The 25,025-nt window shown below is 67.5% G+C and carries 26 protein-coding genes and 1 pseudogene; 21 read left to right on the top strand and 6 right to left on the bottom strand.

All coding sequences use genetic code 11. The features are described 5' to 3' along the window. The 4 genes from VHP37_19240 (at position 1) to VHP37_19255 (ending at position 3,134) form a co-directional block, all read left to right on the top strand. Positions 1-552: a DNA-3-methyladenine glycosylase gene (locus VHP37_19240; GenBank protein ID HEX2828498.1), complete on the top strand. Its 552-nt coding sequence runs from the start codon at positions 1-3 to the stop codon at positions 550-552. A gap of 139 nt (positions 553-691) precedes the next feature. Continuing rightward, positions 692-1,420, top strand: a complete 729-nt coding sequence (locus VHP37_19245; protein HEX2828499.1) for a hypothetical protein — start codon at positions 692-694, stop codon at positions 1,418-1,420. Beyond that, complete coding sequence (locus VHP37_19250) at positions 1,417-2,559, top strand: M48 family metalloprotease (protein HEX2828500.1); 1,143 nt, start codon at positions 1,417-1,419, stop codon at positions 2,557-2,559. Before VHP37_19245 ends, VHP37_19250 begins: the two co-directional genes overlap by 4 nt. Then, complete coding sequence (locus VHP37_19255; GenBank protein ID HEX2828501.1) at positions 2,556-3,134, top strand: hypothetical protein; 579 nt, start codon at positions 2,556-2,558, stop codon at positions 3,132-3,134. Before VHP37_19250 ends, VHP37_19255 begins: the two co-directional genes overlap by 4 nt. 58 nt (positions 3,135-3,192) lie before the next feature. Here the strand turns inward: VHP37_19255 and VHP37_19260 are convergent, their stop codons facing one another. After that, positions 3,193-5,604: a mechanosensitive ion channel domain-containing protein gene (locus VHP37_19260; protein ID HEX2828502.1), complete on the bottom strand. Its 2,412-nt coding sequence runs from the start codon at positions 5,602-5,604 to the stop codon at positions 3,193-3,195. Between the two features lie 115 nt (positions 5,605-5,719). Between VHP37_19260 and VHP37_19265 the strand changes: the two genes are divergently transcribed. From VHP37_19265 to VHP37_19275, 3 genes are all read left to right on the top strand, one after another. Further along, complete coding sequence (locus tag VHP37_19265; GenBank protein ID HEX2828503.1) at positions 5,720-6,637, top strand: fused MFS/spermidine synthase; 918 nt, start codon at positions 5,720-5,722, stop codon at positions 6,635-6,637. A gap of 118 nt (positions 6,638-6,755) precedes the next feature. Then, on the top strand, positions 6,756-6,920 hold the full coding sequence (locus tag VHP37_19270) for a hypothetical protein (GenBank protein HEX2828504.1): 165 nt from the start codon (positions 6,756-6,758) through the stop codon (positions 6,918-6,920). Positions 6,921-7,318: 398 nt separating this feature from the next. Then, positions 7,319-8,413, top strand: coding sequence for a transglutaminase-like domain-containing protein (locus tag VHP37_19275; protein HEX2828505.1), 1,095 nt, complete (start codon positions 7,319-7,321; stop codon positions 8,411-8,413). Between the two features lie 77 nt (positions 8,414-8,490). Here the strand turns inward: VHP37_19275 and VHP37_19280 are convergent, their stop codons facing one another. After that, entirely contained in the window at positions 8,491-10,842 is a 2,352-nt protein-coding gene (locus VHP37_19280) for a TonB-dependent siderophore receptor (protein ID HEX2828506.1), read from the bottom strand. Positions 10,843-11,227: 385 nt separating this feature from the next. Here VHP37_19280 and VHP37_19285 point away from each other — a divergent pair, with 385 nt between their 5' ends. The 8 genes and pseudogenes from VHP37_19285 (at position 11,228) to VHP37_19320 (ending at position 16,382) form a co-directional block, all read left to right on the top strand. Continuing rightward, positions 11,228-11,386 (top strand): hemin uptake protein HemP, encoded by a 159-nt coding sequence (locus VHP37_19285; protein ID HEX2828507.1) that lies wholly within the window; start codon positions 11,228-11,230, stop codon positions 11,384-11,386. Positions 11,387-11,475: 89 nt separating this feature from the next. Then, a complete protein-coding gene (locus VHP37_19290) occupies positions 11,476-12,171 on the top strand; it encodes an energy transducer TonB (GenBank protein HEX2828508.1) in 696 nt (231 codons plus the stop codon). A gap of 21 nt (positions 12,172-12,192) precedes the next feature. Beyond that, a pseudogene (locus VHP37_19295) lies at positions 12,193-12,849 on the top strand (MotA/TolQ/ExbB proton channel family protein). A 68-nt stretch (positions 12,850-12,917) separates the two neighbouring features. Continuing rightward, positions 12,918-13,337 carry a biopolymer transporter ExbD gene (locus VHP37_19300; GenBank protein ID HEX2828509.1) on the top strand — a complete coding sequence of 140 codons (420 nt, stop codon included), beginning with the start codon at positions 12,918-12,920 and terminating at the stop codon, positions 13,335-13,337. A gap of 5 nt (positions 13,338-13,342) precedes the next feature. Next, on the top strand, positions 13,343-15,244 hold the full coding sequence (locus VHP37_19305) for a cytochrome c/FTR1 family iron permease (protein ID HEX2828510.1): 1,902 nt from the start codon (positions 13,343-13,345) through the stop codon (positions 15,242-15,244). Between the two features lie 55 nt (positions 15,245-15,299). After that, complete coding sequence (locus tag VHP37_19310; protein ID HEX2828511.1) at positions 15,300-15,575, top strand: PepSY domain-containing protein; 276 nt, start codon at positions 15,300-15,302, stop codon at positions 15,573-15,575. 26 nt (positions 15,576-15,601) lie between these two features. Beyond that, positions 15,602-16,129, top strand: coding sequence for a cytochrome b/b6 domain-containing protein (locus VHP37_19315; protein ID HEX2828512.1), 528 nt, complete (start codon positions 15,602-15,604; stop codon positions 16,127-16,129). A 46-nt stretch (positions 16,130-16,175) separates the two neighbouring features. Further along, on the top strand, positions 16,176-16,382 hold the full coding sequence (locus tag VHP37_19320; protein HEX2828513.1) for a DUF3016 domain-containing protein: 207 nt from the start codon (positions 16,176-16,178) through the stop codon (positions 16,380-16,382). Positions 16,383-16,397: 15 nt separating this feature from the next. On the opposite strand, the gene VHP37_19325 is transcribed toward VHP37_19320, so the two are convergent. From VHP37_19325 to VHP37_19340, 4 genes are read right to left on the bottom strand one after another with little or no spacing between them, the layout of a single operon-like run. Then, entirely contained in the window at positions 16,398-16,637 is a 240-nt protein-coding gene (locus VHP37_19325; GenBank protein HEX2828514.1) for a hypothetical protein, read from the bottom strand. Between the two features lie 31 nt (positions 16,638-16,668). After that, complete coding sequence (locus tag VHP37_19330; GenBank protein ID HEX2828515.1) at positions 16,669-16,866, bottom strand: hypothetical protein; 198 nt, start codon at positions 16,864-16,866, stop codon at positions 16,669-16,671. A gap of 37 nt (positions 16,867-16,903) precedes the next feature. Continuing rightward, entirely contained in the window at positions 16,904-17,584 is a 681-nt protein-coding gene (locus VHP37_19335) for a Fe2+-dependent dioxygenase (protein ID HEX2828516.1), read from the bottom strand. Positions 17,585-17,594: 10 nt separating this feature from the next. Then, complete coding sequence (locus tag VHP37_19340; GenBank protein HEX2828517.1) at positions 17,595-19,871, bottom strand: TonB-dependent siderophore receptor; 2,277 nt, start codon at positions 19,869-19,871, stop codon at positions 17,595-17,597. A gap of 219 nt (positions 19,872-20,090) precedes the next feature. Between VHP37_19340 and VHP37_19345 the strand changes: the two genes are divergently transcribed. From VHP37_19345 to VHP37_19370, 6 genes are all read left to right on the top strand, one after another. Further along, entirely contained in the window at positions 20,091-20,573 is a 483-nt protein-coding gene (locus VHP37_19345) for a DUF2231 domain-containing protein (GenBank protein HEX2828518.1), read from the top strand. Between the two features lie 110 nt (positions 20,574-20,683). Beyond that, positions 20,684-21,382, top strand: coding sequence for an RNA polymerase sigma factor (locus VHP37_19350; GenBank protein ID HEX2828519.1), 699 nt, complete (start codon positions 20,684-20,686; stop codon positions 21,380-21,382). Positions 21,383-21,412: 30 nt separating this feature from the next. Beyond that, complete coding sequence (locus VHP37_19355) at positions 21,413-21,937, top strand: DUF4142 domain-containing protein (protein HEX2828520.1); 525 nt, start codon at positions 21,413-21,415, stop codon at positions 21,935-21,937. A 2-nt stretch (positions 21,938-21,939) separates the two neighbouring features. Then, positions 21,940-22,269 (top strand): cupredoxin family copper-binding protein, encoded by a 330-nt coding sequence (locus VHP37_19360; GenBank protein ID HEX2828521.1) that lies wholly within the window; start codon positions 21,940-21,942, stop codon positions 22,267-22,269. A gap of 107 nt (positions 22,270-22,376) precedes the next feature. Continuing rightward, on the top strand, positions 22,377-24,278 hold the full coding sequence (locus tag VHP37_19365; GenBank protein ID HEX2828522.1) for a PAS domain-containing protein: 1,902 nt from the start codon (positions 22,377-22,379) through the stop codon (positions 24,276-24,278). Further along, a complete protein-coding gene (locus VHP37_19370) occupies positions 24,232-24,858 on the top strand; it encodes a response regulator (protein ID HEX2828523.1) in 627 nt (208 codons plus the stop codon). The genes VHP37_19365 and VHP37_19370 overlap by 47 nt, the downstream gene beginning before the upstream one ends. Positions 24,859-25,025 lie beyond the last annotated feature (167 nt).

Raw genomic sequence — 25,025 nt, forward strand, 5'->3', positions numbered from 1 at the left:
TTGAAGAAGCTTCCCCGCGCGTTCTACGACAGGGACACCATCGAGGTCGCAAAGGACCTGCTCGGGAAACATCTCGTCCACGTGCACGGCGGCATCGAGCGCGTCGGGCGCATCGTGGAGACCGAGGCGTACCTCGGCCCGCACGACCTTGCCGCACACTCCTCGAAGGGTCTCACGCCGCGCACGAAGGTGATGTTCGGCCCGCCGGGTCATGCCTACGTATATCTCATCTACGGGATGTATCACTGCATGAACGTCGTGACCCAGCGCGAAGGCATCGCTTCGGCGGTGCTGCTGCGCGCGCTCGAGCCGGTGAAGAACGCCGACGGCCGCACCCAGGGTCCGGGGCTGCTGTGCCGCGCGCTGCACATCGACAAGGCGCAGAACGGGCACGATCTTCTGAGCGACGATCTCTACGTCGCCGACCCCAGCTCGCACCGCAAGATCACGATCGTGAAACGGCCGCGCATCGGCGTCGACTACGCCGGTCACTGGGCGCGGCGGCTCCTCAGGTTTTACGTCAAAGGCAGCGAATATGTCTCGAAGGCGTAACGCGAGATCGGTCTAACCCACGGACTGCAAAGCTAAAAGTGGAAAATTAACGGGTGTGGAATAAATTCCGCCCGCTATAATGTTCCACAATGGCGCCGCTCTTTTCGGTGCCGAGAATCAAGAACTCAGGGGGAATTCCATGCGTCCAGCCGGACCGCTCATGCGGCATGGCGCGCTCGTTCTGAGCGCGCTGTTCGTCGTCTTCCTATCGACCGCGCTCGCCCACGCCGCAGACAGCAGGAACCTCGCGCCGGGGTTCGAGTTCCTGCCGAAAAACGCCAAGATCGTCGTGATGCCGACCGACATCGAGCTCTTCTCGGTGAGCGCAGGCGGTATCGCGGAGCCCAAGGCGGACTGGACCGATGCGGCGAACCGCTATTTCAAGGCCGCGCTGTCGAAGAAGAAGACCGGGCTCGGCGTCGACAGCGTCGACCTCTCCGAAAAAGACGCGGACGACCTCGCCGAGATCAACACCCTGCACGCCGCGATCGCGCGTTCGATCCAGGCTCACCATTTCGGGCCCGGCATCCTGCGGCTGCCCACCAAGGACGGCAAGCTCGACTGGTCGCTCGGCGATCCCGTGCGCGAGATCGGCCAAAGGACGGGCGCCCAGTACGCGCTCTTCAGCTGGATACGCGACAGCTATGCGAGCCCCGAGCGCATCGCGGCGACCATCGCGCTGGCGTTCATTGGCATCGGCATCGCGCCCGGGGGCATGCAGCAGGGCTATGCATCGCTCGTCGATCTCTCGACCGGCCGGGTGGTGTGGTTCAACCACCTGATGCGCGGCTACGGCGGCTTGCGCGAGCCCGAGAAGGCCGCCGAGACCCTCGACGCGCTGCTCACCAACTTCCCGACCGCGAAGTGAACCGCAGGGATTTCGTCGCCGGCGGCTGCGCCGCGTGCGGCGCGCTGCTCGCGCCTGCGATTGCGCGGGCGCAGGACTGGAGCGCGCCCGCGCGCTTCACGCGTCCCGATCTCACGACCGACGAAGGCGGGCTGTGGTCGATCATGGACCGCGAGGAGCGGCAGCTTCGGCGCAGCCCGTTCGCGGTGCGCGATCCCCAGCTTCATGCGTACGTGCAGGACATCGCGTGCCGTCTCGCGGGCGATCATTGCCCGGACGTGCGCGTGCACATCGTGAGGACGCCGATCTTCAACGCGAACATGGCGCCCAACGGCATGATGCAGATCTGGACCGGCCTGCTGCTGCGCATGGAGAACGAAGCGCAGCTCGCGGCGGTGATCGGGCACGAGATCGGTCATTACGTCGAGCGCCACACGCTGGAACGGCTGCGCGACGTGAAAGCGCGCGTGGCGTTCGCGCAGTTCCTCGGCGCTTTCGGCCTCATCGGCGCGGTCGCGCAGATCGGCGTGCTCGCGAGCGCGATGGCCTACGGCCGAGACCAGGAGCGCGCGGCGGACCGCATCGGTCTCGCGCTGATGCGCAAGGCGGGTTACGACACCGCCGAGGTGCCGCGGATGTGGGGCAACCTGATCGCCGAGACGAACGCGCGGCCCGGCGGCGATCCGTACAACCCGCTCTTCGCCACGCACCCCGCGCCGGCCGAGCGCCAGGAAGCTCTCGCGCAGATGGCGGCGGGGCAGCCCGGCGGCAGCACCCACGAGGAGGCGTGGCGCGACAGGATCAAGCCGCACCTGCGCGAGTGGCTGCTCGACGAGATCCGCCGCGGCCAGCACGAGGAGGGCATCGCGCTCATGTCGCGCATGATCGAGCGCCTGCCGAAGAGCGCCGATTACGTGTACGCACGCGCCGAGATCTACCGCCTGCGCGCGAAGGACGGCGACCTCGATGCGGCGCTCGCCGATTACGAGGCGGCGGCTCGCATCGGCGGCGAGCCCCCCGAGACCCATCGCGGGCTCGGCCTCGTCCATCGCACGCGCAAGCAGGCGCCGGAGGCGAAAGCGAGCTTCCAGCGCTATCTCGAGCTCGCGCCGAACGCGCCCGACGGCGCCATGATCAAGAGCTACCTGGAGGAAACATGAAAAAGCTGTTTGCGGCCGCCGTGCTCGTCCTGCTGGCCGGCTGCGTCTCGGTATCCAAGATCGAGTCCGGCGACAACACCGTGGGCGAGCGGCTCACGGTGCATCTCACCGGCGCGTGGAACCACATCAACGCGCCCAACCTCGGACCGGCGCAGGTGTGGACGATGGAAGGCCTGCCGGTCGACCAGCTCCTCGTCTATTCGGGGCTGAAGGACGGCGAAGCGATCCATGCGCCGTATCGCGGCCCGGGGCCGGAGAAGAAGAGCTTCGAGTTCCGCGCGAACATGGAGCCGGACCAGATCACCGCGCTGTTCGAAGGCATGCTCTCGCGCGACGGCTCCACGTACAAGCTCGTCAAGCTCGAGCCGATGACGTTCGGCGGCACCAAAGGCTTCAGGTTCGAGTACGCGCTCACCCGCAAGGTCGACAACGTCCAGCTCTCGGGCGTGGGTTACGGCGCGGTCAGCCGCGGCGAGCTGTTCGCGCTGGTCTACATGGCGCCGCGGCTCGCGTTCTTCGCGCGTCACGCGCCGATGGTCGAAGCGATCGCGAAGACCGCGCGCATCAAGATCTGACGCACGTTCGAGCGCCTCGGGATTGCTTCGTCGCAGGCGCGCCTCGCAATGACTTCTTTCAGCGCAGGGTGATCCCCGCCCGCCCGAGCGCGGCGTGCACCGCGACCGCGACCTCGCTCCTCACCTCGAGCCAGTTCTCGATGCGGTCGGTCGCGGCGTGCAGCTCGAAGCCCATCCAGTCGGGACCCATGCGCGTGAGGATCGCCTTGGGCGGCGGGTGGTTGACGAGCTTGGGATGGTCCGTCGCGACGCTCTCGAGGACCTCGATCACGCGCTTGGGATCGCTGCCGAGCACCACCGACACGCCGACTTCGAGCCCGCGCTGGCGATCGGAGAACGTCCAGTTCACGAGCTGATCGGAGATGAGCTTGCTGTTCGGAACGATGATCTCCGAGCCGCTCGGGGTGCGCACGATGCTCGCGCGCATGCCGATGCGCTCGACCGCGCCGGCCGTATCGCCGATCTGGATCACGTCGCCGACCTGCACCGGCCGCTCGAAGAGCAGGATCAGCCCCGAGACGAAGTTGTTGAAGATGTTCTGCAGCCCGAAGCCCACGCCGACCGTGAACGCGCCGGCGAGGATGGTGAACTTCGTCATATCGATGCCGAGCGCGGCCATCGCGACGAAGAAGCCGAGGACGAGTATGAGGTAGTGCACCGTCTGCGAGATCGCGTAGGGCAGGCCGCGCTTGAGCCTCGCGTGCGGATAGACCTCTTCCTCGAGCACGAAACGCACGAGGCGCGAGACGAGGAACGACGCCCATACCGCGACGACGAACGCGAGCACGTCGCCGAGCGAGAGGCTGATGGAGCCCACGCTCAGATCGGCTTCGAGGATGTCCTTCGCCGTGGAGACCACCCTCTGGCGGATCGCGAGTCGCTCGAGCGTGAACAGCGTCCACAGCACGATCGCCAGCGCGTTGAGCACGAAGCGCGTGCGTCTGCGCAGCAGCTCGGCGTGGCGCCTCACCATGCCGAGGAGCTCCAGCGGCTTGACGCGCAGCGCCATGATCACCAGCGCGTCGACGATCTCGACCAGCGCGTACAGGACGAGACCGAAGTACATGCTGCGCAGCGCGCCGTTGCCGACGAGGTTCGCGAGCGCGACGTAACCGAACACGTTGGCGAGCGCGGTCGCGACGAAGAACGCGCACGCCGCGGCGATCGCGAGCAGCGTGAGCTTTCTCGCCCTCGGCGCGGCCGGCGCGCGTGACGGATCCCGTCGCATGCGCAGCAGGTACCAGGCGAGGAAGCCCGCGCCGCACGCGGTCTCGACCAAGAACACGATGCGCGGCACGAGCTCGATCGACGCGGTGACCGCGCGGATCTGATCGACCAGGTAGAGGGCGACCAGCGCGTACAGCAGCGCCACGAGATACGGCGCCAGCAGGCGCCGCACGACGATCACCGCCGGCGCGAGCGCGAGCGCTCCGACGAAAGCCCAGAGGAGCCGCGGCGCCTCGGGATAGAACCAGCGCGCGACGATGCACGCGACGAGCAGCGCGGTCGCGACCGGCCATCTGAACACGAGCGCCGGCCGCTGCAATCCCTGCTCGGTTTGCGCCCATGCGTCGATGCGCCGGCGCACCCAGTAGAGGAAGGCCGCGAGCAGCGCGAACGCGAGACCGTGCGCGAGCAGGCGGTCGCCGTGGCGCTCCAGGTACAGCCCGAGCGCGAGCCATTGCGCCTCGCGCGAGTCCTCGCTGTCGGCCGCGATGCGATCGCGCGCGGCCGCGATATCGCGCTGCCACAGCGGCGCACTGTCTTTCTGGAAGACGCGCGCGAGCGTGGCGTCCTGCGTCTGCGCGATGGTCTCGATCGCTTCGTTGACGCGGAACGCCTGCGCGGCGACGCGGCTTTGCAGCCGCAGCGCGAGCGCGCGCTGGCTTTCGGCGGCGCTGCGCGCCTTCGCGACCACGCCGAGCACGCTCTCGGCGCGCTTGACGAGCTCCGAGGGCGCCTGCTCGCGCTGCGCGACCGCGAGCGTTTCCTTCCACGTCGCTTCGAGCTCGTCGAGACGGGAGAGGTCGCGGTCGAGCCCGTCGACGCGCCGCTCGAGCTCGGCGCTCCATTGCGTGAGCATCGCGTCGCTGCGTCTCCAGTTGCGCGAGAGCGTGCGGAGCAGCTCGAGCGAAGGCTTCTGCGAGATGATGCGCGCGTTCTCGCGCAGCCGAAGATCGATCTCGCGCGTGAGCGCCGGCAGGTCGCGCTCGATCACCGCGAGCGTCGGGTTCGCGCCGGCGCGCGTCGTGATCTCCCGCAGGTTGAGCGTGACCGCTTCGGCCTGGGCGGACAGCTCGCCGAGAGGGATCGGCGTCGGCGCGGCCGGCTTCTCGGCGGCGGCGGGTTTCTCGTCCGCTTTGTCGGGGTCGGCCGCGCGCGCCGTGGTGAGTGCCGTCGCGAGCAGCAGTGCGAGCAACGCGACGAGCGTGCGTCGCAGGATTGCGACACCGGAACGGGTGTAGTTCAACGGGGATGTCCGGAGCTCGAAAAACCCCCGGAGTACGCAAGATTGAGGCCGGCGCGCCTGCGCGCACGGGGATTCGCGATATCATGCGCCGCTCATGCGTCCTGCCGGAACTCTCATGTCTTCGTCCCGCTTCACGGCTGCTGTCTGTCGCGCGCTCGCGGTGCTCGTGCTGTTCTCGGTCGCGGCGTTCGCCGCCGCCGCCGACAAAGTCATCTACGACAAGCCTTCGGCGTACAACAACATCATCGTCACCGAGGACGACGACGGCTACCGTGTGCTGCGCTTCGAGCGCCACGGCGCGCGGCAGACGATCGCCAAGCCCGGCGATCCGACGTTCCTCGGCTTCGCGTACACCAAGGTCGCGTTCGCCGGCCTCGCGCTCGCGCAGGACGTGCGGCGGGTCATGATTGTGGGGCTCGGCGGCGGCACGATGCCGACGTTCCTGCGCCACTACTACCCGAACGCGGCGATCGACGTCGTCGACATCGACCCGGACGTGGTCGCGGTCGCCAGGCAGTTCTTCGGTTTTCGCGAGGACGAGAACCTCCACGCGCACGTGGGCGACGGCCGCAAGTTCGTGGAAGGGGTGCGCGAGCCCTACGACGTGGTGTTCCTCGACGCGTTCGGCACGCGCAACGTGCCGCCGCATCTGACGACGATCGAGTTCCTGCGCGCGGTCAAGCGCAGCGTGAAGCCGACCGGCATCGTGATCGGCAACATCTGGGGGCGGGCGTCGAACCCGCTCTACGATTCGATGGTGCGCACCTATCAGGAAGTCTTCGACGACCTCTACATCGTCGACGTGCCGGGGACGACGAACAAGATCGTGCTCGCGCTGGCGCGCAAGCAGCCGCTGGAGCGCGCGCAGTTCGCGCAGGCGGCGCATCGGCTCGGCGGCGAGAAAGGCTTCAAGTTCGATCCCGGCGACATCGCCGAGGACCAGTTCACCAACATGGGCCGCAAGCCGAAGACCGGCCGCGTGCTGCGCGATGCCGACGCGGTCAAAGCGCGCGAGGCCGAAACCGTTAAGTAAGTCACACCCCGCGTGTCGTTTGCGCTGCGCCATGGCGCAAGCGTGACGCAGTGCCTCCGGCGCGGCCTAGTTCCTTCGTTATCTTTCCATCGTGTTCTGTGAGCAGGGGAGCATAACGATGTCCAGCATCATCGGCGTTGCGGCCCGCGTCTTCGGCCGCGTGGTTCGATTCATCACCGAGCGTAACGAGGCTGCAGTCGACGCGTGGGGCGCGTCGCTCCAGTACAAGCGCCGTTACACCAATCCCGACGACGCGAAGCGCGCACGCAAGACCTATCACTGATCGCAGCCCGGCCTCGCCGGGATCGAAACGAAAAGGGAAACCGCGAGGTTTCCCTTTTTTACTTTGTCGGACTCCAAAGAGCCGATCTGTCGGTAGACGCGCAAGGGAGGTTCAAGGAGGGAAACCTTAGGTTTGCCTCCTTGGCGTTTAAAAAAAGAGACCCAAGCGCGTAGCGCTTGGGTCGAGAAGTTGGAGCCTTACAAGGAGGAGGAAGCAAGGCCCCTGTCCGCCACGTGGAGTGGCGCCGTTTGCGATGCAAGCGCGGTGCCCGTTCTTTCCCGCGGTCGCCCTCAGACGCCGATTCTGCTAAGTTACGCGCGCTGGCCCGCGGCCCCGAACCGCGTCGGCGCCTCGCCTGGCGGGCCTGCATCCATCAATACAACTACTGGAGCCTACACATGGACCGTAGAGCCTTTCTCAAGGCCGGCTCGGCCGCCGTCGCCGCAGCGGGCGTGTCCCGCATTGCCGCCGCCCAATCCGAAACCGCGCCGTGGCGCGCCTTCGAAGTCGTGACCCGCGTCCAGGTGCTCGACGCCGACGGCGTCACCCGCGTCTGGCTGCCCACACCGCTCACCCGCGACACCGATTATTTCAAGAACCTCGGCAACGACTTCGCCGCCGAGAGCGGCACCGCGACCTACGTTCACGAGCAGAAGTACGGCACCGGCATCGTCGCCGGCAGCTTCCCGGCTTCCGCCCAGAACCCGGTGCTGCGCCTCACCAGCCGCTTCGCCGCCCGCGACCGCTACGTCGACCTGTCGAAGCCGCCGCGTGTCGCCCCGAAGGAGGACCCGGCGGAGCTCAGGCTCGCGCTGCAGCCGACCGAGCTGATTCCGACCGACGGCATCGTCAAGGACAAGGCGATGGAGATCACCAAGGGACAGCGCACCGACATCGACAAGGCGCGCGCCATCTACGAGTGGATCGTCGAGAACACCTTCCGCGACCCCAAGGTGCGCGGCTGCGGTTGGGGCGACATCAAGGGCATGCTCGAGACCGGCAACCTCGGCGGCAAGTGCGGCGACCTCAACGCGCTGTTCGTCGGGCTGTCGCGCGCTTCCGGCGTGCCGGCGCGCGACATCTACGGGATTCGGGTAGCCAAGTCGAACCACGGCTTCCTGAGCATGGGCGCGAACACCGAGAGCGTCACCCGCGCGCAGCACTGCCGCGCCGAGTTCTGGTCGCAGCAGTTCGGCTGGGTGCCGGTCGATCCCGCCGACGTGCGCAAGGTGGCGCTCGAAGAGCCGCCCGGCAACCGGCCGCTGTCGGATCCGAAGGTGCAGGAAGCGCGCAAGAAGCTCTTCGGCTACTGGGAGATGAACTGGCTCGCGTACAACCGCGCGCACGACCTCACGCTGCCCGGCTCGTCGGGCGGATGGAAGGTGCCTTACTTCATGTACCCCGACGGACAGACCGCGAAGGGCCGGCTCGATCCGCTGGAGCCGGATCAGTTCCAGTACACGATCGCGGCCAAGGAACTGAAGGCGATTTAGCCCCAAGAGCAAACCGGGGTCAGACCCCAAAGAAGCCGGGGTCTGACCCCAAAGAAGCCGGGGTCTGACCCCAGCGTTCAGTTGAAGTTGTAGCGAACCGTGAGGCTGGCCGCCCGCGGCTGGCCCGGCAGCACGCGGTCGGGCCGGTTGTTGTAGCCGCCGACGTAGTAGAACTTGTCCAGCACGTTGTAGACGTTGAGCCGCACCTCGTAATTCTTCTGCACGTAAGCCGCCGTGGCATCGAATACCACGTAGGCGGGTATCTTCGTGCCCGGATCGTTGCGGTCGGTCAGCCACGCGCCTTCCTGGCCGCGGGCGCCGCCGCCGACTTCCACGCCCCCGCCGAGGCGGTAGACGGTCCAGATACTCCCGGCAACCCTGGGCACCATCGCCGGCGTGTTGCCGTTGACGTTGACGCACGTGGTGTCGGCTCGCGCGCAGAACGCGGTGACGTCGGTGATGCTCCCGGCCGGCGCGGGGGTGGTCGCGAACGTGACGGGGTCGAAGGTGTTGAGAGCGCCGAACGGCGAGGACCTGATGATCTTGCCGCGCATGAACGCGATCCCGCTGTACAAGTCCCAGTTCCGGGTGATCGAGCCGCTCGCTTCGAACTCGATCCCGTCCACGCGCCGCTCGCCGCCGAGCACCGTCGTCGTGCCGGTCGAGTCGAGTTGCCGGGCATTCGTTTTCTCGTTGCGGAACACCGCCGAACGCACCTGCAAGCCGCCGACGTCCCATTGCGCGCCGGCTTCGTAATTCTGATTTTTCTCCGGCCCCAGGTTCTGGTTGATGGCATTGAGGTTGGTCTGCGCGGTGGTGCCGCCCGCGCCGGCGAACGCGCTGTCGCCGACGTTGAGCTGCCCTGAAGGGTTGTACGAATTGCCCCACGACACGTAGTACGACTGCATCCTCGTCGGTTGCCAGACGAGCCCGGCGCGGCCGCTCAGCATGTTGTCGGTGCGACCGAACGGGCCGGCGGAGGCGACGCCGGACGCGACCCCGATCGTCTGCGCGGTCGACTTGTAGCGTTCCCAGCGCAGCCCGACCAGCGCCTTCCAGTGCTCGCTGAATTCGATCTGGTCCTGCGCGTACACCGCGACCGTTTCACCCCGGGCGATCGCCTGCTGGTTCTGCTGCTTGCCGTAGCTCAGCGCATCGTAGGGATCGGGTGCGAGGATCGGCGAGATCATCGACGGCGCCTGCACGCCGGCGAGCGCAGGGTTCGCGTCGAGCTGATTGTTGTGGCGGTTGAGGCGCTCGCGTCCGAGTTCGAGCCCGCCGAGCACGGTGTGCTTGATCGTGCCGGTCACCGCTTTCCAGGTGAGCTCGGTCTGGTTGATCACGGCATCGTCGGCGTTGTCGCGGCTGCGGTTGGTGTCGTGGTTGCGCGTGACCTGGATCAGGCTGAGCGGTGTCGAGGCGGTGACGGGAGCGCCGTTCGCGTCGAGCGGACGGATGCCTTCGCTGATGGACGCCTCGCTGCGGCGCTTGTAGGTCGCCCAGCGGAACACGTTGCGCAGGCTGAGCTTGTCGTTGAACTGGTGCTCGACCTTCGCCGTGGCGATGTTCGTCTCGTAGTCCGAGAAGTCGTTGTTGGCGAAACCGTAGTACGTCTTGGGCGAGACGTTGGAAAAGCCCAGGAACCGGCCCTTGCCCTGGTTGACGAAGAGGGTCGGCTGGCCGTAGTCGGTGACGCTGTGCTCCTTGAGGTAGTACCAGGACAGAGTGAGATCGGTCGCCTTGCCCAGATTGGCCCACAGGCTCGGTGCGAAGCCGTATTTCTCCACGCCCTGCGGGTAGCGGTAGCTGCCCGAATCCTCGGCCAGCGCGATCAGACGCACCGCGCTCGAATCGCCGGTGCGCAGGTTGAGGTCCGCGGTCGCGCGCTTCTGGTTGAACGACCCGACAGTGGCCGAAACTTCCCGGCGCTCCAGCCGGTCGGCAACCTTTGAGGTCTGGTTGATGACCCCGCCCGGATTGCCGCGGCCGAACATGAGGGCCGACGGCCCCTTCAGCACTTCCACCGATTCGGTCGCGAACAGGTCGCGGTTGTACTCGCCCAGATCGCGCACCCCGTCGACGAAGAGGTTGTCGAAGATCGGGAATCCCCGCAGGAAGAACACCTGGTTGACCTGCGTGCCGCCTTCGGGGGCGGCGTAGGAAATACCGGGGACGTTGCGCAGCGCTTCCTGCAGCGTGGACGCGTTCTGCGAGCGGATGAGCGCCTGCGGCACCGTATTGATGAACTGCGGAATGTCGCGCAACGGGGTCTCGGTCCGCGTCGCGCTGCGCGTGCTGTCGGTGCGAAAGTTATCCTGCGCGTCCTGGACCTTGATCTCGGGGAGCGTCGTGTCCTGTTCGGTGGATTGCTGCGCGTGCGCCGGCAGATTGAACGTCGCGGCCAGCGCCGCGGCGACGGCCGTCGCCATCACGCTCCGGGCAGGGGTGGCCTTGGCAGGCCGAGCGCTCGACGTAGGGGCGTGACAGAGCTTTTCTGAATTCTTATGAGCCATCGGTAGCAGTCCAGGGTTTGTTCGTTATGCATGCTGGCTGGCTGCCGATGGCGCGGTGAGGTCCTGCGGACGGTCACTCGCCGTTCAGGTGGCTGGCTTTCAGGACGGGCGCATACCGACGCGCCACGTCCCACGCGAGAACAGCCGGACAGTCTAGAACATTCCCGCAATGAGAATTGACGTGTTTCTCATTAACCCTGCCGTGGACGATCGCCGCGCTATTTACAAAACCTAATCCTTAGCCATAGAATGCGAATCGTTCTCATTTGCGTGCACCCAAAAGAGCGTCGTGGAAAAAACAATGGAAAACGGCGAACAGCCTGAGCGCCGGTGCAGCGGGCCGGATCGTGTGACCAGCGCGGAGCTGCTGCACAACAAGCCCGAGCTCATCATCGTTCACGACGGCCGCGAGTACCACCTGCGGATCACGCAGAACGGCAAGTTGATACTCACCGCATAGACGCCTCAATGCCTGCCGCATCATCGCCAAGCCGGCTTGGCCCGCGGTCGAGCCGGCCGGACTCAGTCACGTCGGCTCGCACGGAACGCATGGCGCAGGCTCACTCGTATTACGCAGCAGCAACCCGCGGTACCCGCTTCGGCGGCGCCGCCGTGGTCGTAGCACTGCACATCGTCGTGCTCGCGGCGCTGTGGCAGCTCGAGCCGGTGCGCAAGGCGCTGCGCTCGACGACCATCATGGTCGATCTCCTCGAGATCAAGCCGCCGCCGCCGGCGCCCGAAAAGCCGCCGAAGCCCCTGCCGAGCAAACCGCGCGTGCAACCGAAGCCGCGCACGGTCGCCCCTCCGCCGCCGGTCCTCACAGCCCCGCCCGAAGCGCCCGTGGTGCAGGCCGCGCCCGCGCCGGTGCCCGTTCCGCTTCCGCCGATCGAGGCGCCGCCGCCTCCGCCCGCTCCGGTCGCGGTCGCGCCGCCCGCACCCCCGGCCCCGAAGCCGGAGCCGGTGACGCCGCCGAGCTTCAACGCGGCTTACCTCAACAATCCTTCGCCGGCGTATCCGCCGGTGTCGCGCCGCATGGGTGAGGAAGGCAAGGTTATCCTGCGCGTGCACGTGACCGAGCAAGGGCTGCCCGACGAAGTGCAGGTGAAGACTTCGAGCGGCTTCAGCCGGCTCGATGCGGTCGCGCTGGAAACGGTGCGCCAGTGGAAGTTCATGCCGGCGCGCCGCGGCAGCTCGCCGGTGTCCGCGTGGGTGCTCGTCCCGATTTCTTTCAGCTTGAGGAGTTAGACCGTGGATCCACAGCAAGGCATGGGCTTCGCCCATTTTCTGGCGCAGGCGGACGGCGTGAGCAAGACGCTGCTCGTCGCGATGCTGTTCATGTCGGTGACGACGTGGTATCTCATCGTCACCAAGGCGTGGGCGTGGCTGCTCATGCGGCAGCGCACGCGGCGCTTCCTCGAAACGTTCTGGAACGCGCCTTCGCTCCACGCGGTCGCGACGCACCTCGAAGAGCACCATCCCGACGAGCCGTTCTCGCACCTCGCGTATCACGCGATCGTCGCCGCACGCCATCACGAGCGCCACGGCGCGAACAAGCTCAACGAATCGGGCGGCAGCGCCGAGTTCCTCACGCGCTCGATGCGCCGCGTGATCGACGAGGAGACCTCGCGTTTCGAGAACGGACTGACGGTGCTCGCGTCGATCGGCAGCACCGCGCCTTTCATCGGGCTGTTCGGAACGGTGTGGGGCGTGTATCACGCGCTGGTCGCGATCGGCATGACCGGACAGGGCACGCTCGACAAGGTCGCCGGCCCGGTGGGTGAAGCGCTCATCATGACCGCGCTCGGCCTCGCCGTCGCGATTCCCGCGGTGCTGGCGTACAACTTCTCGGTGCGGCGCAACCGCATGGTGCTCGCGCGCCTCGATTCGTTCGCTCACGATCTGTTCGCGTTCCTCACGACCGGCTCGCACGTGAACGAGGCCGCGGGCGTGACGCCGCTGCGCGGCGGCACCGCGCCGCGCGGAGCGGTCTGATGGCTTTCGGCGGGTTCGACAAATCGGGCGACAGCGCGCCGATGGCGGAGATCAACATGATCCCGCTCATCGACGTGATGCTGGTGCTGCTCGTCATCTTCATCATCACCGCGCCCTTGCTCACGCACGCGGTGAAGATCGAGCTGCCCAAGGCTTCGAGCGCTCCGAATCTGACCAGGCCCGACAACATCCAGCTCGGCATCAAGGCGAACGGCGAGATTTACTGGAACGGCGAGCTCGTCGACAGGGCAGCGCTCGCGCCGCGCATGGCTGCGGCGGCCAAGCTCGATCCGCAGCCCGAAGTGCACCTGCGCGCCGACCGCACCACCGAATACCAGCGCGTCGCGCAAGTCATGTCGGCCGCCGCCAAGGCCGGGCTCGTCAAGATCGGTTTCGTGACGGAGCCCGACGCGAAGTGAGCTTCATGCGCTTCATCGCGATCGTCCTCTTCGCCGTCGCGACGGCGGCGTATGCCGATACGTCGCCGCAGACGATCGTGCACCTGCTGGATTACATCGGCGTCGACTATCCGCAATTCGTCAAGGACCGCAAGGTGCTCGACGCCTCCGAATATCAGGAGCAGCAGGAATTCGCGGCGCAGGTGCTCGATCTCATCGGCAAGCAGCCCCAGGCGCCGCAGCGGGCGCAGCTGCTCGAGCGCGCGTCGGCGCTCAAGCGCGCGATCGACGCGAAGGACGACGGCGCGAAGGTCGCGGCGCTCGCAGGCGAGCTGCGGCGGCAGGCGATCGACGCGTATCGCATCGCGGTGGTGCCGCGCGGTATTCCGGACATGAAGCGCGGCGCCGCGCTGTATGCCGCGAGCTGCGCGTCGTGTCACGGCGCCGAGGGACGCGGCGACGGGCCGGCGAGCAAGGGCCTCGATCCGGCGCCTGCGAACTTCCACGATCGCGATCGCATGGTCCAGCGCAGCGTCTACGGTTTATACAACACGATCTCGCTCGGCGTCGCCGGGACGTCGATGCCGGCGTTCGGCTCGCTGAGCGACGACGAACGCTGGGCGCTCGCGTTTCACGTTGCAGCGCTGGGCGCCGATCCTGCGCTCGCGTCGCGCGGGCGCGAGCTGTGGTCCGCAGGAAAGGGTAAAGAGCTCGGCTCGATGCGCGTCGTGGCGACCGCTACCCCGTCCGAGATCGCGAAGGACAAGGGGCCGGACGCGGCAGCGGTCTTCGCATGGCTCACCGCTCATCCGGAAGCGCTGGCGGAAGGACGCGAAGCGCCGGTCGACTTCGCCCGCCGCACGCTGCGCGAGAGCGTCGCCGCGTACAAGGTCGGACGCCGCGACGAGGCGCAGCGCCTCGCGCTCAACGCCTATCTCGAAGGCTTCGAGCTCGCCGAGGCGAGCCTCGATGCGGTCGATCGCAACCTGCGGCAGGAAGTCGAAGCGCAGATGATCGCTTACCGCGACGCGCTACGCCGCGCGGTCCCCGCCGACCAGGCAGCCCATCTGGCCGATCGTATCGACGGCCTGCTCGCCGCGAGCGCCGACAAGCTCGGCGGCTCGGGCCTGTCGCCGTCCACGGCAGCGGTCAGCGCGTTCTTCATCCTCGTCCGCGAAGGCCTCGAAGCGCTGCTCGTCGTCGCCGCGATCATCGCGTTCCTGATCAAGTCGGGCCGGCGCGAAGCGCTGCCGTGGATCCATGCCGGCTGGGTCGGCGCGCTCGCGCTCGGCGCCGTCACGTGGTTCGTGGCGGCGACGCTCATCGAAATCAGCGGCGCGACGCGCGAGCTCACCGAAGGATTCACGGCGCTCGCCGCCGCCGCGATCCTGCTGTACGCGGGATTCTGGCTGCACGACAAGAGCCACGCGCAAGGGTGGAAGCGTTTCATCGAACGCTACCTGAAGGACGCGCTGCAGAAGGGCACGCTGTGGACGCTGGCGGGGCTGTCGTTTCTCGCGGTTTATCGCGAAGCGTTCGAGACGGTGCTCTTCTACCAGGCGCTGTGGCAGCAGGCGGGAGAAGGCGCACAGACGGCGATTCTGGGCGGCGCCGCCGGCGGCGCCGCCACGCTGGGCTTCCTCGCGTGGCTCATCCTGCGTTACGGCGTGCGTCTCCCCGTGGGCCTGTTCTTCAGCGCCTGCTCGGCGCTGATGGCGGTCCTCGCGTTCGCGTTCACCGGACACGGCGTCAAAGCGCTGCAGGAAGCCGGCATGGTGCCGGCCAGCCCGCTGGGCACGTTCAGTTTCCCGGCGCTCGGGCTGTATCCGACGACGCAGTCGCTCGCCGCCCAGGCTTTCGTCCTGATCCTGATCTGCGTCGTGTACGCGTGGGTGCGCGTCGCGCGCACCGACGGTGTCAAGGCATAGCAGACGTTTACTCGCCGCGGCGCCATCCGCCCGCACTCTCCCGAAAGGAAGCTCCATGAAAAACACGATCAACGCTCTCGTCTCTGCATTCGCATTCGTCTCGGTTCCCGCGTTCGCCACCGGGCTCGCCACGTGCGACTCCGGTCCGCGCGAAGGCTGGCAGCCGCAGGGCAAGCTCGAGAAGCAACTCGTCGCTCAGAAGTGGCAGGTACGCCGCATCAAGGTCGACGGCGGCTGCTACGAGGTGTACGGCATCAACGACAAGGGCGAGCGGGTCGAAGCCTATTTCCACCCGGTGACGCTCGCTCCCGTGCCCACGACCAAGCGCTGACCCTCGCCGCGATGCGGCGTGCCACGATGCGCGTGTGGGATCCGTTCGTGCGCGTGCTGCATTGGACGCTCGTCGCGAGCGTCGCCGCCGCCTGGTTCACCCGCGAAGGCTGGGGACGGTGGCACGAATGGATCGGCTACGCGACGCTCGCTGTCGTGTTATTGCGGATCGTCTGGGGTTTCGCCGGTCCGCGCTTTGCGCGCTTCGGCGCGTTCGTCCGCAAGCCGACGAGCGTCTGGGCGTATGCCGCGGCGGCGCTGCGCGGGCGTGCCCCCCGCCATCTGGGGCACAATCCGCTGGGTGGGTGGATGATCGTTGCCCTGGTCGCGAACGTGGTGCTCGTGACGTCGAGCGGGTGGCTCTACACCACCGACGCGTTCTGGGGTGTCGCCTGGGTCGGAGAGACCCACGACGTTCTCGCGAAGTCCCTGCTCGTGCTCGTGGCGCTGCACGTGCTCGGCGTCGTCGCGACGTCGCTCGCGCATCGCGAGAACCTCGCCGCTTCGATGATCCACGGGCGCAAGCGCGCCGCCGATCCGCGGGACGTCGCGTGAAAGAGGCGATCTTCGTTCAACCCGAGAAGTTCAGGGACGTCGGCGCCTGCTATCGCGACGATTCGGCGTCGCGCGTATCGTGCGCGACGTCTATCCTCCGCGCATCCACCTCACGTTCTCCCTTGCCGACGAGCGCGGCACCGTGATCGCGAGCGGCGAGCGCAAGCTGCGGGATCTCGCCCTCGTGCGCAGGCCGCTGCTCGACGACTGGCTGGTGAGGGAGCCCGGAACCGCCGCGACGGCGGCGCGCTGACAGCTCCGCCCTGCTTCAGTCGCAGCGCTTGCTCTGCCGGCTGATCGCACGCTGCATGGTGCGCATCGCTTTCCATTCGGAGCCCGCACGCGCGGCGGCGGTGCGCAACGGGCCGGAGTATCGCTCGCTGCCCGCGATGAACTCGAAGTGCGCCTCGATCGAGTCGGCGAGCGGATCGCACCAGGTCATCGGATAGCGGACCAGCATGTGCATCAGCGCCGCGATCGCGAAATCGGGCTCGGCGGCGTAGTCCATGGACGCTCTTCGTTCATGCTGCATGGGTCACCTACATGCGGGTAGCGTAATACCCGACGACCTGTTGCACTTCGACGGGAAAAGGCACTTCGTCGGGCGACGGCGTGCGCGTCATGCGCGCCCGCTGCGGCGGGTGATCGCGCTTGTCGCGCGTGCGGGTGGTGAGGCCGGGCAGCTCGGTGCCGAGAGCGCGGACGATCTTCAGCCGCGGGCCGGTGTAACGCGACATGCTCGATGCTCCTTGAGGGCGCGTGCGGAGGGACACCTCAAGCGTCGGCCCACATCCGCAGCAGGTTGTGATAAACGCCCGTCAGCGAGACGAGCGACGGGTGGTCGGGGACCTGCTGGTTCAGCCGCACCAGCGCCATGTCCATGTCGAAGAGCAGCGCACGCCGCGCATCGTCGCGGATCATGCTTTCGATCCAGAAGAACGACGAGACGCGCGCCCCGCGCGTGACGGGCGTCACGCGGTGCAGGCTGGTGGCCGGATAGATCACCATGTCGCCGGCGGGCAGCTTGACCGAGTGCACGCCGTACGTGTCTTCCACGAGCAGCTCGCCGCCGTCGTAATCCTCAGGCGCGGTCAGGAACAGCGTCGCCGAGATGTCGGTGCGTATGCGGCGCCCGGTCGGCCCGTGCACGCGTATCGCGCTGTCGACGTGATTGCCGAAATTCATGTCGCCCGTGTAGCGATTGAAGAGCGGCGGATAGACCTGGCGCGGCAGCGCGGCCGAGAAGAACAGGGGGCTGCGGCCCAGCGCTGCCGCGATCTCCTCGCCGGCTTCGCGCGCGACCGCGGATTCCTCGGGAAGCTGCTCGTTGTATTTCGCGCGCGCCGACTGGTGGCCGGACGTGACGTTGCCGTCCACCCATTGCACGGCGTCGATGCGCGCGCGGATGCGTGCGACCTGTTCCTGCGTGAGCACCTGAGGAATCTGGAGTAACACGGTCCCTGACTCAGAAGTTATAGCGCACCGTCACGGAGGCGGCGCGCGGCTGTCCGGGCAGCACGCGGTTCGGGTTGTTGGCGTAGCCGCCGATGTAATAGATCTTGTCGCCGAGATTGTAGACGTTGAGCCGCACCTCGTACTTCTTCTGCACGTAGGCGAGCGTCGCGTCCCACACGAAAAACGTCGGTATGGCGGACCCGGCCTGATTCGCGTCGGTGACATAGGTGCCTTTCTGCATGCGCACGCCGCCTCCCACTTCCCAGCCGCCGCCGAGCCGGTAAACCGACCAGACGTTGCCGGCGACGTCGGCCACACCGAGCGGCTTGTTGCCCTGGACCGCCGCCGGACCGGTGACGATCTCGCCGTCCATGAACGCGATGCCGCTGTAGATATCCCAGTTCGGCGTGATCGAACCGGTCGCTTCGAACTCGATGCCGTCGACGCGGCGCTTGCCGGCGAGGATGGTCGTGCCGGTCGCGTCGGCCATGCGTGCGTTGATCTTCTCGTTGCGGAAGATCGCGCTGCGCAGTTGCAGGCCACGCAGCACGTCCCACTGCGCGCCGATCTCGTAGTTCTGGTTCTTCTCAGGATCCAGGGCCTGGTTCGCCGCGCTGAGGTTGGTCCCCGTCCCGCCGTACACGCCGAGCTCGCCGGACGGGCTGTACGAGTTGCCGTACGAGACGTAATACGACTGCGTCGTGGTCGGCTGCCAGATGATCCCGGCGCGCCCGCTCAGCATGTTGTCGGTTCGCCCGAACGGTCCCGTCGCAGCGCCGCTCACCGCGCTGAGCTGGACGGTGCGCGCGTCGGCCTTGAAGTGCTCGTAGCGCAGGCCGACGAGCGCCTTCCAGTGGGGCGTGAGCTCGATCTGGTCCTGCACGTACACGGCCGCGGTGTCGCCGTCCGCGAGCGCGTTGAGGTTGGGCGTCTTGGAATACGACAGACGCGTCGAGGGATCCGGGTTGAGGAACGACGTGGTCGAGGTGGGCGCCTGCGTGCCCGCGGTCGCCGGGTCGGCGTCGAGGATGTAGTTGGTGCGGTCGAGGCGCTCCCGCGCGAGCTCCAGTCCGGCGAGCACGGTGTGCTTCACCGAGCCGGTGGACACTTTCCACGTGAGCTCGGTCTGGTTGATGAGCGCGGTGTCGTCGTTGTCGCGCGTGCGGCCGCTGTCGTGGTTGCGCGTCACGACGAGCAGCGACAGCGGCGTGCTCGCGGTGACCGCCGCGCCGTTGGCGTCGGTGCCGCGCAGCGTGGAGATGGTCGATTCGGACTCGCGCTGGTAGCTCGCCCAGCGCAGCGTGTTGCGCAGGCTCAGCGCTTCGCTGAACTGGTGCTCGAGCCTGAACGTCGCGATGTGCGTCTCGTAATCGGCGAAATCGTGGTTGGCGTAACCGTAGTAGTTCTTGGCGGAGACCTGGGGAAAGCCCAGGAATGCCCCGCCTGCGAAGCGCGTCGGCTGACCGTAGTCGGTGACTTCCTTGCTCTTGAGGTAGTAGTACGAGAGCGTCATGTCGGTCGCTTTGCCGAGATTCATCCAGAAGCTCGGCGCGAAGCCGTAGCGCTCGGTGTCCTGCGGATAGCGGAAGTTGCCGCCTTTCTCGCCCAGGCCGATGAGGCGCAGCGCGCTGTCGGAGCCGGTGCGCAGGTTCAGGTCGAAGGTCGCGCGCTTCTGATCGAACGAGCCGACCGTCAGCGCGACTTCGCGGCGTTCGAGGCGGTCGGCGACCTTGGTGGTCTGGTTGATGAGGCCGCCCGGCGAGCCGCGCCCGAACATCAGCGCCGAGGAGCCCTTGAGCACCTCGATCGACTCGGTCGCGAACAGGTCGCGGTTGTATTCGCCGAGATCGCGCACGCCGTCGACGAAGATGTCGGCATTGAGCGGAAAGCCGCGGAGAAAGAACACCTGGTTCGCCTGCGTGCCGCCTTCGGCCGCGCCGTAGGAGATGCCCGGCACGTTGCGCAGCGCGTCGGTGAGGCTCGTCGCGTTCTGCGAGCGGATCAGCGTCTGCGGCACGGTGTTGATGAACTGCGGGATGTCGCGCAGCGGTGTGTCGGTGCGCGTGCCGGCGCGGGTGGTGTCGGTGCGGAAGCTCTTGTTCTGGCTGTCCTGCACCCGGACTTCCGGCAGCGTCTGCTCAGGCGCGGCCGGCTGCGCGGCGTGGGCCCCGCCTTCGGCGCCGAAGATCGAAAGCGAGGCGAGACCCATCGCGGCGGGGTTGAAGCGTTTGCGCAGCGCCGTGAAAGGCGTGGCCGCGGGCGCGCCGCGGCGGCGGTTTCGAGTCATACCAGTGCATCTCCCTGTTGTTGGTTGTTTGCATAGGCTGGCTGGGAGGGGCCCTGGCTGGCGGCGATCCGTTCTCCGGCACGAATCGGAGAATAAGAATCATTCTCGATTATAGATGGGCTTCGGGGACATCGCAAATGCCGCGATCGACCGGCGGGGGTCTTGACGCACCACGCGGGGCACGGTTTTTTCATACAGCCTGGCAGGAGGTGACCTTTTATGCGTACCCCAGCCAGCATCGCGAAACACCCGATACACCCCATGCTCGTGCCGATCCCCATCGGCCTGTGGCTGTTCTCGCTCGTCTGCGACCTGATCTTCCGCTTCGGCGGCGGCGCCGCCGAGTGGCAGACGGTGGCTTTCTACACGATGGTCGGCGGCATCATCGGCGCCCTCGCGGCGGCGATTCCCGGGCTCATCGACATGATCGCGCTGCCCGCGGGTCCGAAGCGCATCGCGATCATCCACATGACGATCAACCTCACGGTCGTCGCGCTCTACGTGGTCAACGTGTTCGTGCGCTCGACCAACCCCGAGAACATCGGCCTCGCGCTGACGCTCTCGGTGATCGCCGTGGCCTTGCTCGCGGTGTCGGGATGGCTCGGCGGCAAGATGGTCTACGAGCACGGCGTGGCCGTGGACAACGGGGAAGCGCCCGCCACGCTGCATTCGACCACGCACACGACCGCCGCGCGCCGCTAGCACATCTGATCGCGCGTTCTTCGCGTGCAAGAACCGCGGCTCTGCCGCGGTTTTTTTTGCGCCTGAAAAGCGGGAACGCGCGGTTCAGCCGCGACATCTAATCGGCCGCAATGAACACGAACACGCTGACAGTCGCCGGGCCGGCGTCCGACGACCTGGAGATCGCACGCCGCATCGCCGCGGGAGATACCACGGCCATGACGCTGCTCATGCGCCAGTGCAACCGCAAGCTCTTTCGGGCCGCGCGCTCGATCCTCGACGACGACGCGGAAGCCGAGGATGCGCTGCAGGAAGCGTACGTCACCGCCTACGTCGAGATGAAGACGTTCCGCGGCGCGTCGAAGCTCACCACCTGGCTCACGCGCATCGTCATCAACGAAGCGCTCGGCAGGCTGCGGAAGAAGAAGCGGCAGGCCGAGGTGCTCGCCTTCTCGCCCGGCCGGCTCGATCCCGCGCCGCAGGAGGACGCGTCCATGGAGCGCAGCATCGAAGCCTCACCCGAAGACCACGCCTCGCGCGCCGAGCTGCGCGCGGTGCTGGAGCGCAAGATCGGCGAGCTGCCGATCGCGTTCCGCACCGTGTTCATGATGCGCGAGCTGGAGGAGATGACGGTCGAGGAGACAGCCGAATGCCTCGGCATCCCCGAGGCGACGGTGCGCACGCGGCTGTTCCGCGCGCGTGCGCTGCTGCGCGAGTCGCTCGCCCGCGAGATCGACGTCGCGACCGGAGACGCTTTCGCGTTCGCCGGCGCGCGCTGCGATCGCATCGTCGCGACGGTCCTCGACCGCCTGCGCGCCGCCAACCCGTAACACCAACCACGCAATCTCAAGGAGGGTCTCATGAACGTCACACGCATCGCCTTCGCCGCCGCCATCGCGCTCGCCGTGCCCACGGCTTACGCCGCGCAGGGCGGTCCCACCGATCCGCAGATCGCCGCCATCGTCGTCACCGCCAACCAGGTCGACATCGACGCCGGCAAGGTCGCCGAATCGCGCTCTTCCAACAAGGAAGTGAAGGAATTCGCCAAGCGCATGGTCACCGACCACACCGGCGTCAACAAGCAGGCGACCGAGCTCGTGACCAAGCTCAAGGTCAAGCCCGAGGAGAACGACACGAGCAAATCGCTGAAGGCCGGCGGCGACGCCAGCCTCAAGAAGCTGCAGGGCCTGAAAGGCGCCGAGTTCGACAAGGCGTACGTCGACAACGAGGTCGCGTATCACCAGGCGGTGCTCGACGCGCTCGACAAGACCCTCATCCCGAGCGCTTCGAACGCGGAGCTCAAGGCACTGCTCGTGAAAGTGCGCCCGGCGTTCGTCGCGCACCTCGAGCACGCCAAGCACCTGCAGGCGTCGCTGAAGAAGTGATCGTGCGCACCCGCCATGTCATCGGCGTCGCGGCGGCCGCCGTGGCGCTCGCGGCCGGCCTCGCCGCCGGCGCGCAGCGCGCCGCCACTCACACGGTGATCATGGAGGCGGTCGGGTTCCAGCCGCCCTCGCTCACCGTCAACGCCGGCGACACCGTGGTGTGGACGAACAAAGACCCGTTTCCCCACACCGCCACGGCGCAGGACAAGAGCTTCGACTCCGGCGAGATCGCCGCCGGGAAGTCGTGGAAGCTCGTCGCGAAGAAGAAGGGCACGTTCGCCTACGTGTGCACCTATCACCCGACGATGAAGGCAACGCTGGTCGTCAGATAGGCCGCCGAGGGACGGAGCGGCTGCGACGGCAAAAAGCCCTGTTTTAACGGGTGAAATTGATGTGCGGGTGCTAGAATCACCGGCACAACTCCTCGAATTTTCGATCCATGGTGGAAGGGCAGCCGGCCTCGTCCGACCCGGCCGCGCGCGCGGCGCGCGGCGAGGGCGACGCTGGACAGGGGGATCGTCGCGCCGACGTCATCGAGTACGTCGGCACGACGTCGTCCGCCGCGTGCGTCTTCGATCTCGAGACGCGCGCATGCCTCGCCGTGAACGACGCCGCCGCGGGCCTGCTCGGCGTGAGCGGCATCCCGGCGAACGCGCTCACCGTCGCCGACCTTCAGATTTCGGAAGAGCCCGGTCAGCCCGCCGCGCCGTCGCCGTTCATGCGGCGCGCGGCGATGATCGAGCGCGTGGGCAGCGACGGCGGGGTCGTCGTGTGCGACGTCATGACGCAGGCTATCGCGGGACCCGGCCGCGGCCTGCTGCTCGCGATCCTGATCGAGCACGCCGTGCCGGCGCGCACGCGGGCGCTGTTGCGCGAGCGCGAGCAGCTGTTCGATGCGCTCGTCGAGCACGCGCCCGACATCATCGCGCGCATCGATCGCGAGCTTCGTCACGTCTACGTCAACCCGGCCGTCATCAACGCGACCGGTCTGGCTGCCTGCGACATCACCAGCGGCAGCCTTCGGCGGGGCGGAGTGCCTCTCGAGCTGTGCGCGCGCTGGGCCGCCGCAATGCGGCACGTCTTCGCATCCGGCCGTCCTTACCATTTCGAGCTGAGCTTTACGACGCCGGCCGGAGAGAAGCACTACGAGTCGCGGATGCTCCCGGAGCCCGGCGCCGACGGCTCGATCGAGACCGTGCTCGCGATCGCGCGCGACGTCACGCATCGCAGGCGCGCGGAGATCGCGCTCGCCGAAGCGCAGCGGGAGCTGAGCGCCACGGCGCACGCGGTGGAATCTCTCGCCGACGCTCTCCCGCATCCCGTGCGCATCTACGACCGGCAGCTGCGGCACGTCTACGCGAACGCTGCGAACGCGGCGCTCTCCCCGGTCGCGCCCGCCGATGTCAGGGGGCGCAGCAACCTGCAGGCGCACTACGCGGCGCACCTGGCGACGCGCTGGGACGACGAGCTGCGCCGCGCGTTCGATACCGCGCTCGCGGCGACGTCGCGCTTCGAGAGCACGCGCGGCGGCGAACGCACGATCTACGAATCGCACGCGCTGCCGCTGACGGACGCCGCCGGTGAGGTCGACCGCGTGATCTGGGTCGCTTTCGACGTGGGACACGCCGAAAAGGCCGCGAACGAAGAAGCGCACGACGCGGCGCGCCGGCGCAACGCCCTGGTGCGCGAGGTGCACCATCGCGTCAAGAACAACCTCCAGGGCATCGTCGGGCTGCTGCGGCAGCTCGCCGATCGGGACGATGCGCTCGGACCGCCGCTGTCGAAGGCGATCGTGCAGCTGCAGGCGATCGCGGTGATCCACGGCTTGCAGGGTCAGGAGCTGCGCGAGAACGTGCCGCTCGTGGGCATGCTCGGCGAGATCGCGTCTTCGGTCGAGCGCGCCACCGGCGCCGTGATCGAATACGACGCCGCGGCCGTGCGCGACGATGCGCCGGTGAGCGTGCGCGAGAGCGAAGCGGTGACGATCGCGCTCGCGCTCAACGAGCTCATGATGAACGCCGCGAAGCACCGGCGTGACGGCGGGCGGATCGCGATCTCCACGCTCGTGCACGCGAGGCGCGCGGTCGTGGAGGTGTCCAACGAAGGCCGGCTCGACCTCGCGTTCGATTACGCCTCGAACGCCGGTCTGGGAACCGGCCTGGAGCTCGTCAAGGCGCTGCTGCCGCTCGACGGCGTACGCCTCTCGTATACACAGGACGGCGTTCACGTCAAAGCGACGCTGGAGCTCGCCGCGCCGGTGCTCGTCAGCGAACAAGAAACATCGGAGACCCGAGATGACTGGGACAGGCGCAAACGCCCACATTCTGATCGTAGACGATGACCGGCTGGTGCTGGCGCTGATCGGCCGCGGGCTGCGCGACGCCGGTTACCGCGTGACCGAAGCGAACGACAGCGCGAGCGCCTTGCGCGCGGTAGAGGCCGAGGCGCCCGATCTCGCCCTGCTCGACGTCCGCATGCCGGACATGTCGGGCGTCAAGCTGGCCGAGACGATCGCCGCCCGGCACGCGGTCCCGTTCATGTTCCTCTCGGCCTACGACGACCCCGCGACGATCGGGCGGGCGACCGAGCTCGGAGCGCTCGGCTATCTGGTGAAACCCCTGGACGTGCCGCAGATCATTCCGTCCATCGAAGCGGCGCTGGCGCGGGCCGCACAGATCCGCAGCCTGAAGGACACGGGCGAGCAGCTGAGCCACGCGCTCGAGACCGGGCGCGAGATCAACGTCGCCCTCGGCATCCTGATGGAGCGCCAGCGTCTCACCCGCCAGGCCGCGTACGAGCTGCTGCGCACCAGCGCACGGTCGCAGCGGCGCCGCATGCAGGAGATCGCGGCGAGCCTCGTGGACGCGCTGGACCAGCTCAACGGTCTCGCGCCCGCCCGGGAGAGGCCGCGCGACCATTGACGCGCGTATGACAATTGTGTGATAGGTACAGCCGTTGCCTGCTTGACAGCGTCATTGGCCGCGTGTCGTCGGTGTGTCACCAAACGACGACGGTGCGCGTGAACGGCTAGGACCCCGCAACCGTCTGCGCCGTGCCGATGGACCATCGACGCGCCGCGCGCCTTTCC

The sequence above is a fragment of the Burkholderiales bacterium genome, from assembly GCA_036262035.1.
Taxonomy (GTDB): domain Bacteria; phylum Pseudomonadota; class Gammaproteobacteria; order Burkholderiales; family SG8-41; genus JAQGMV01.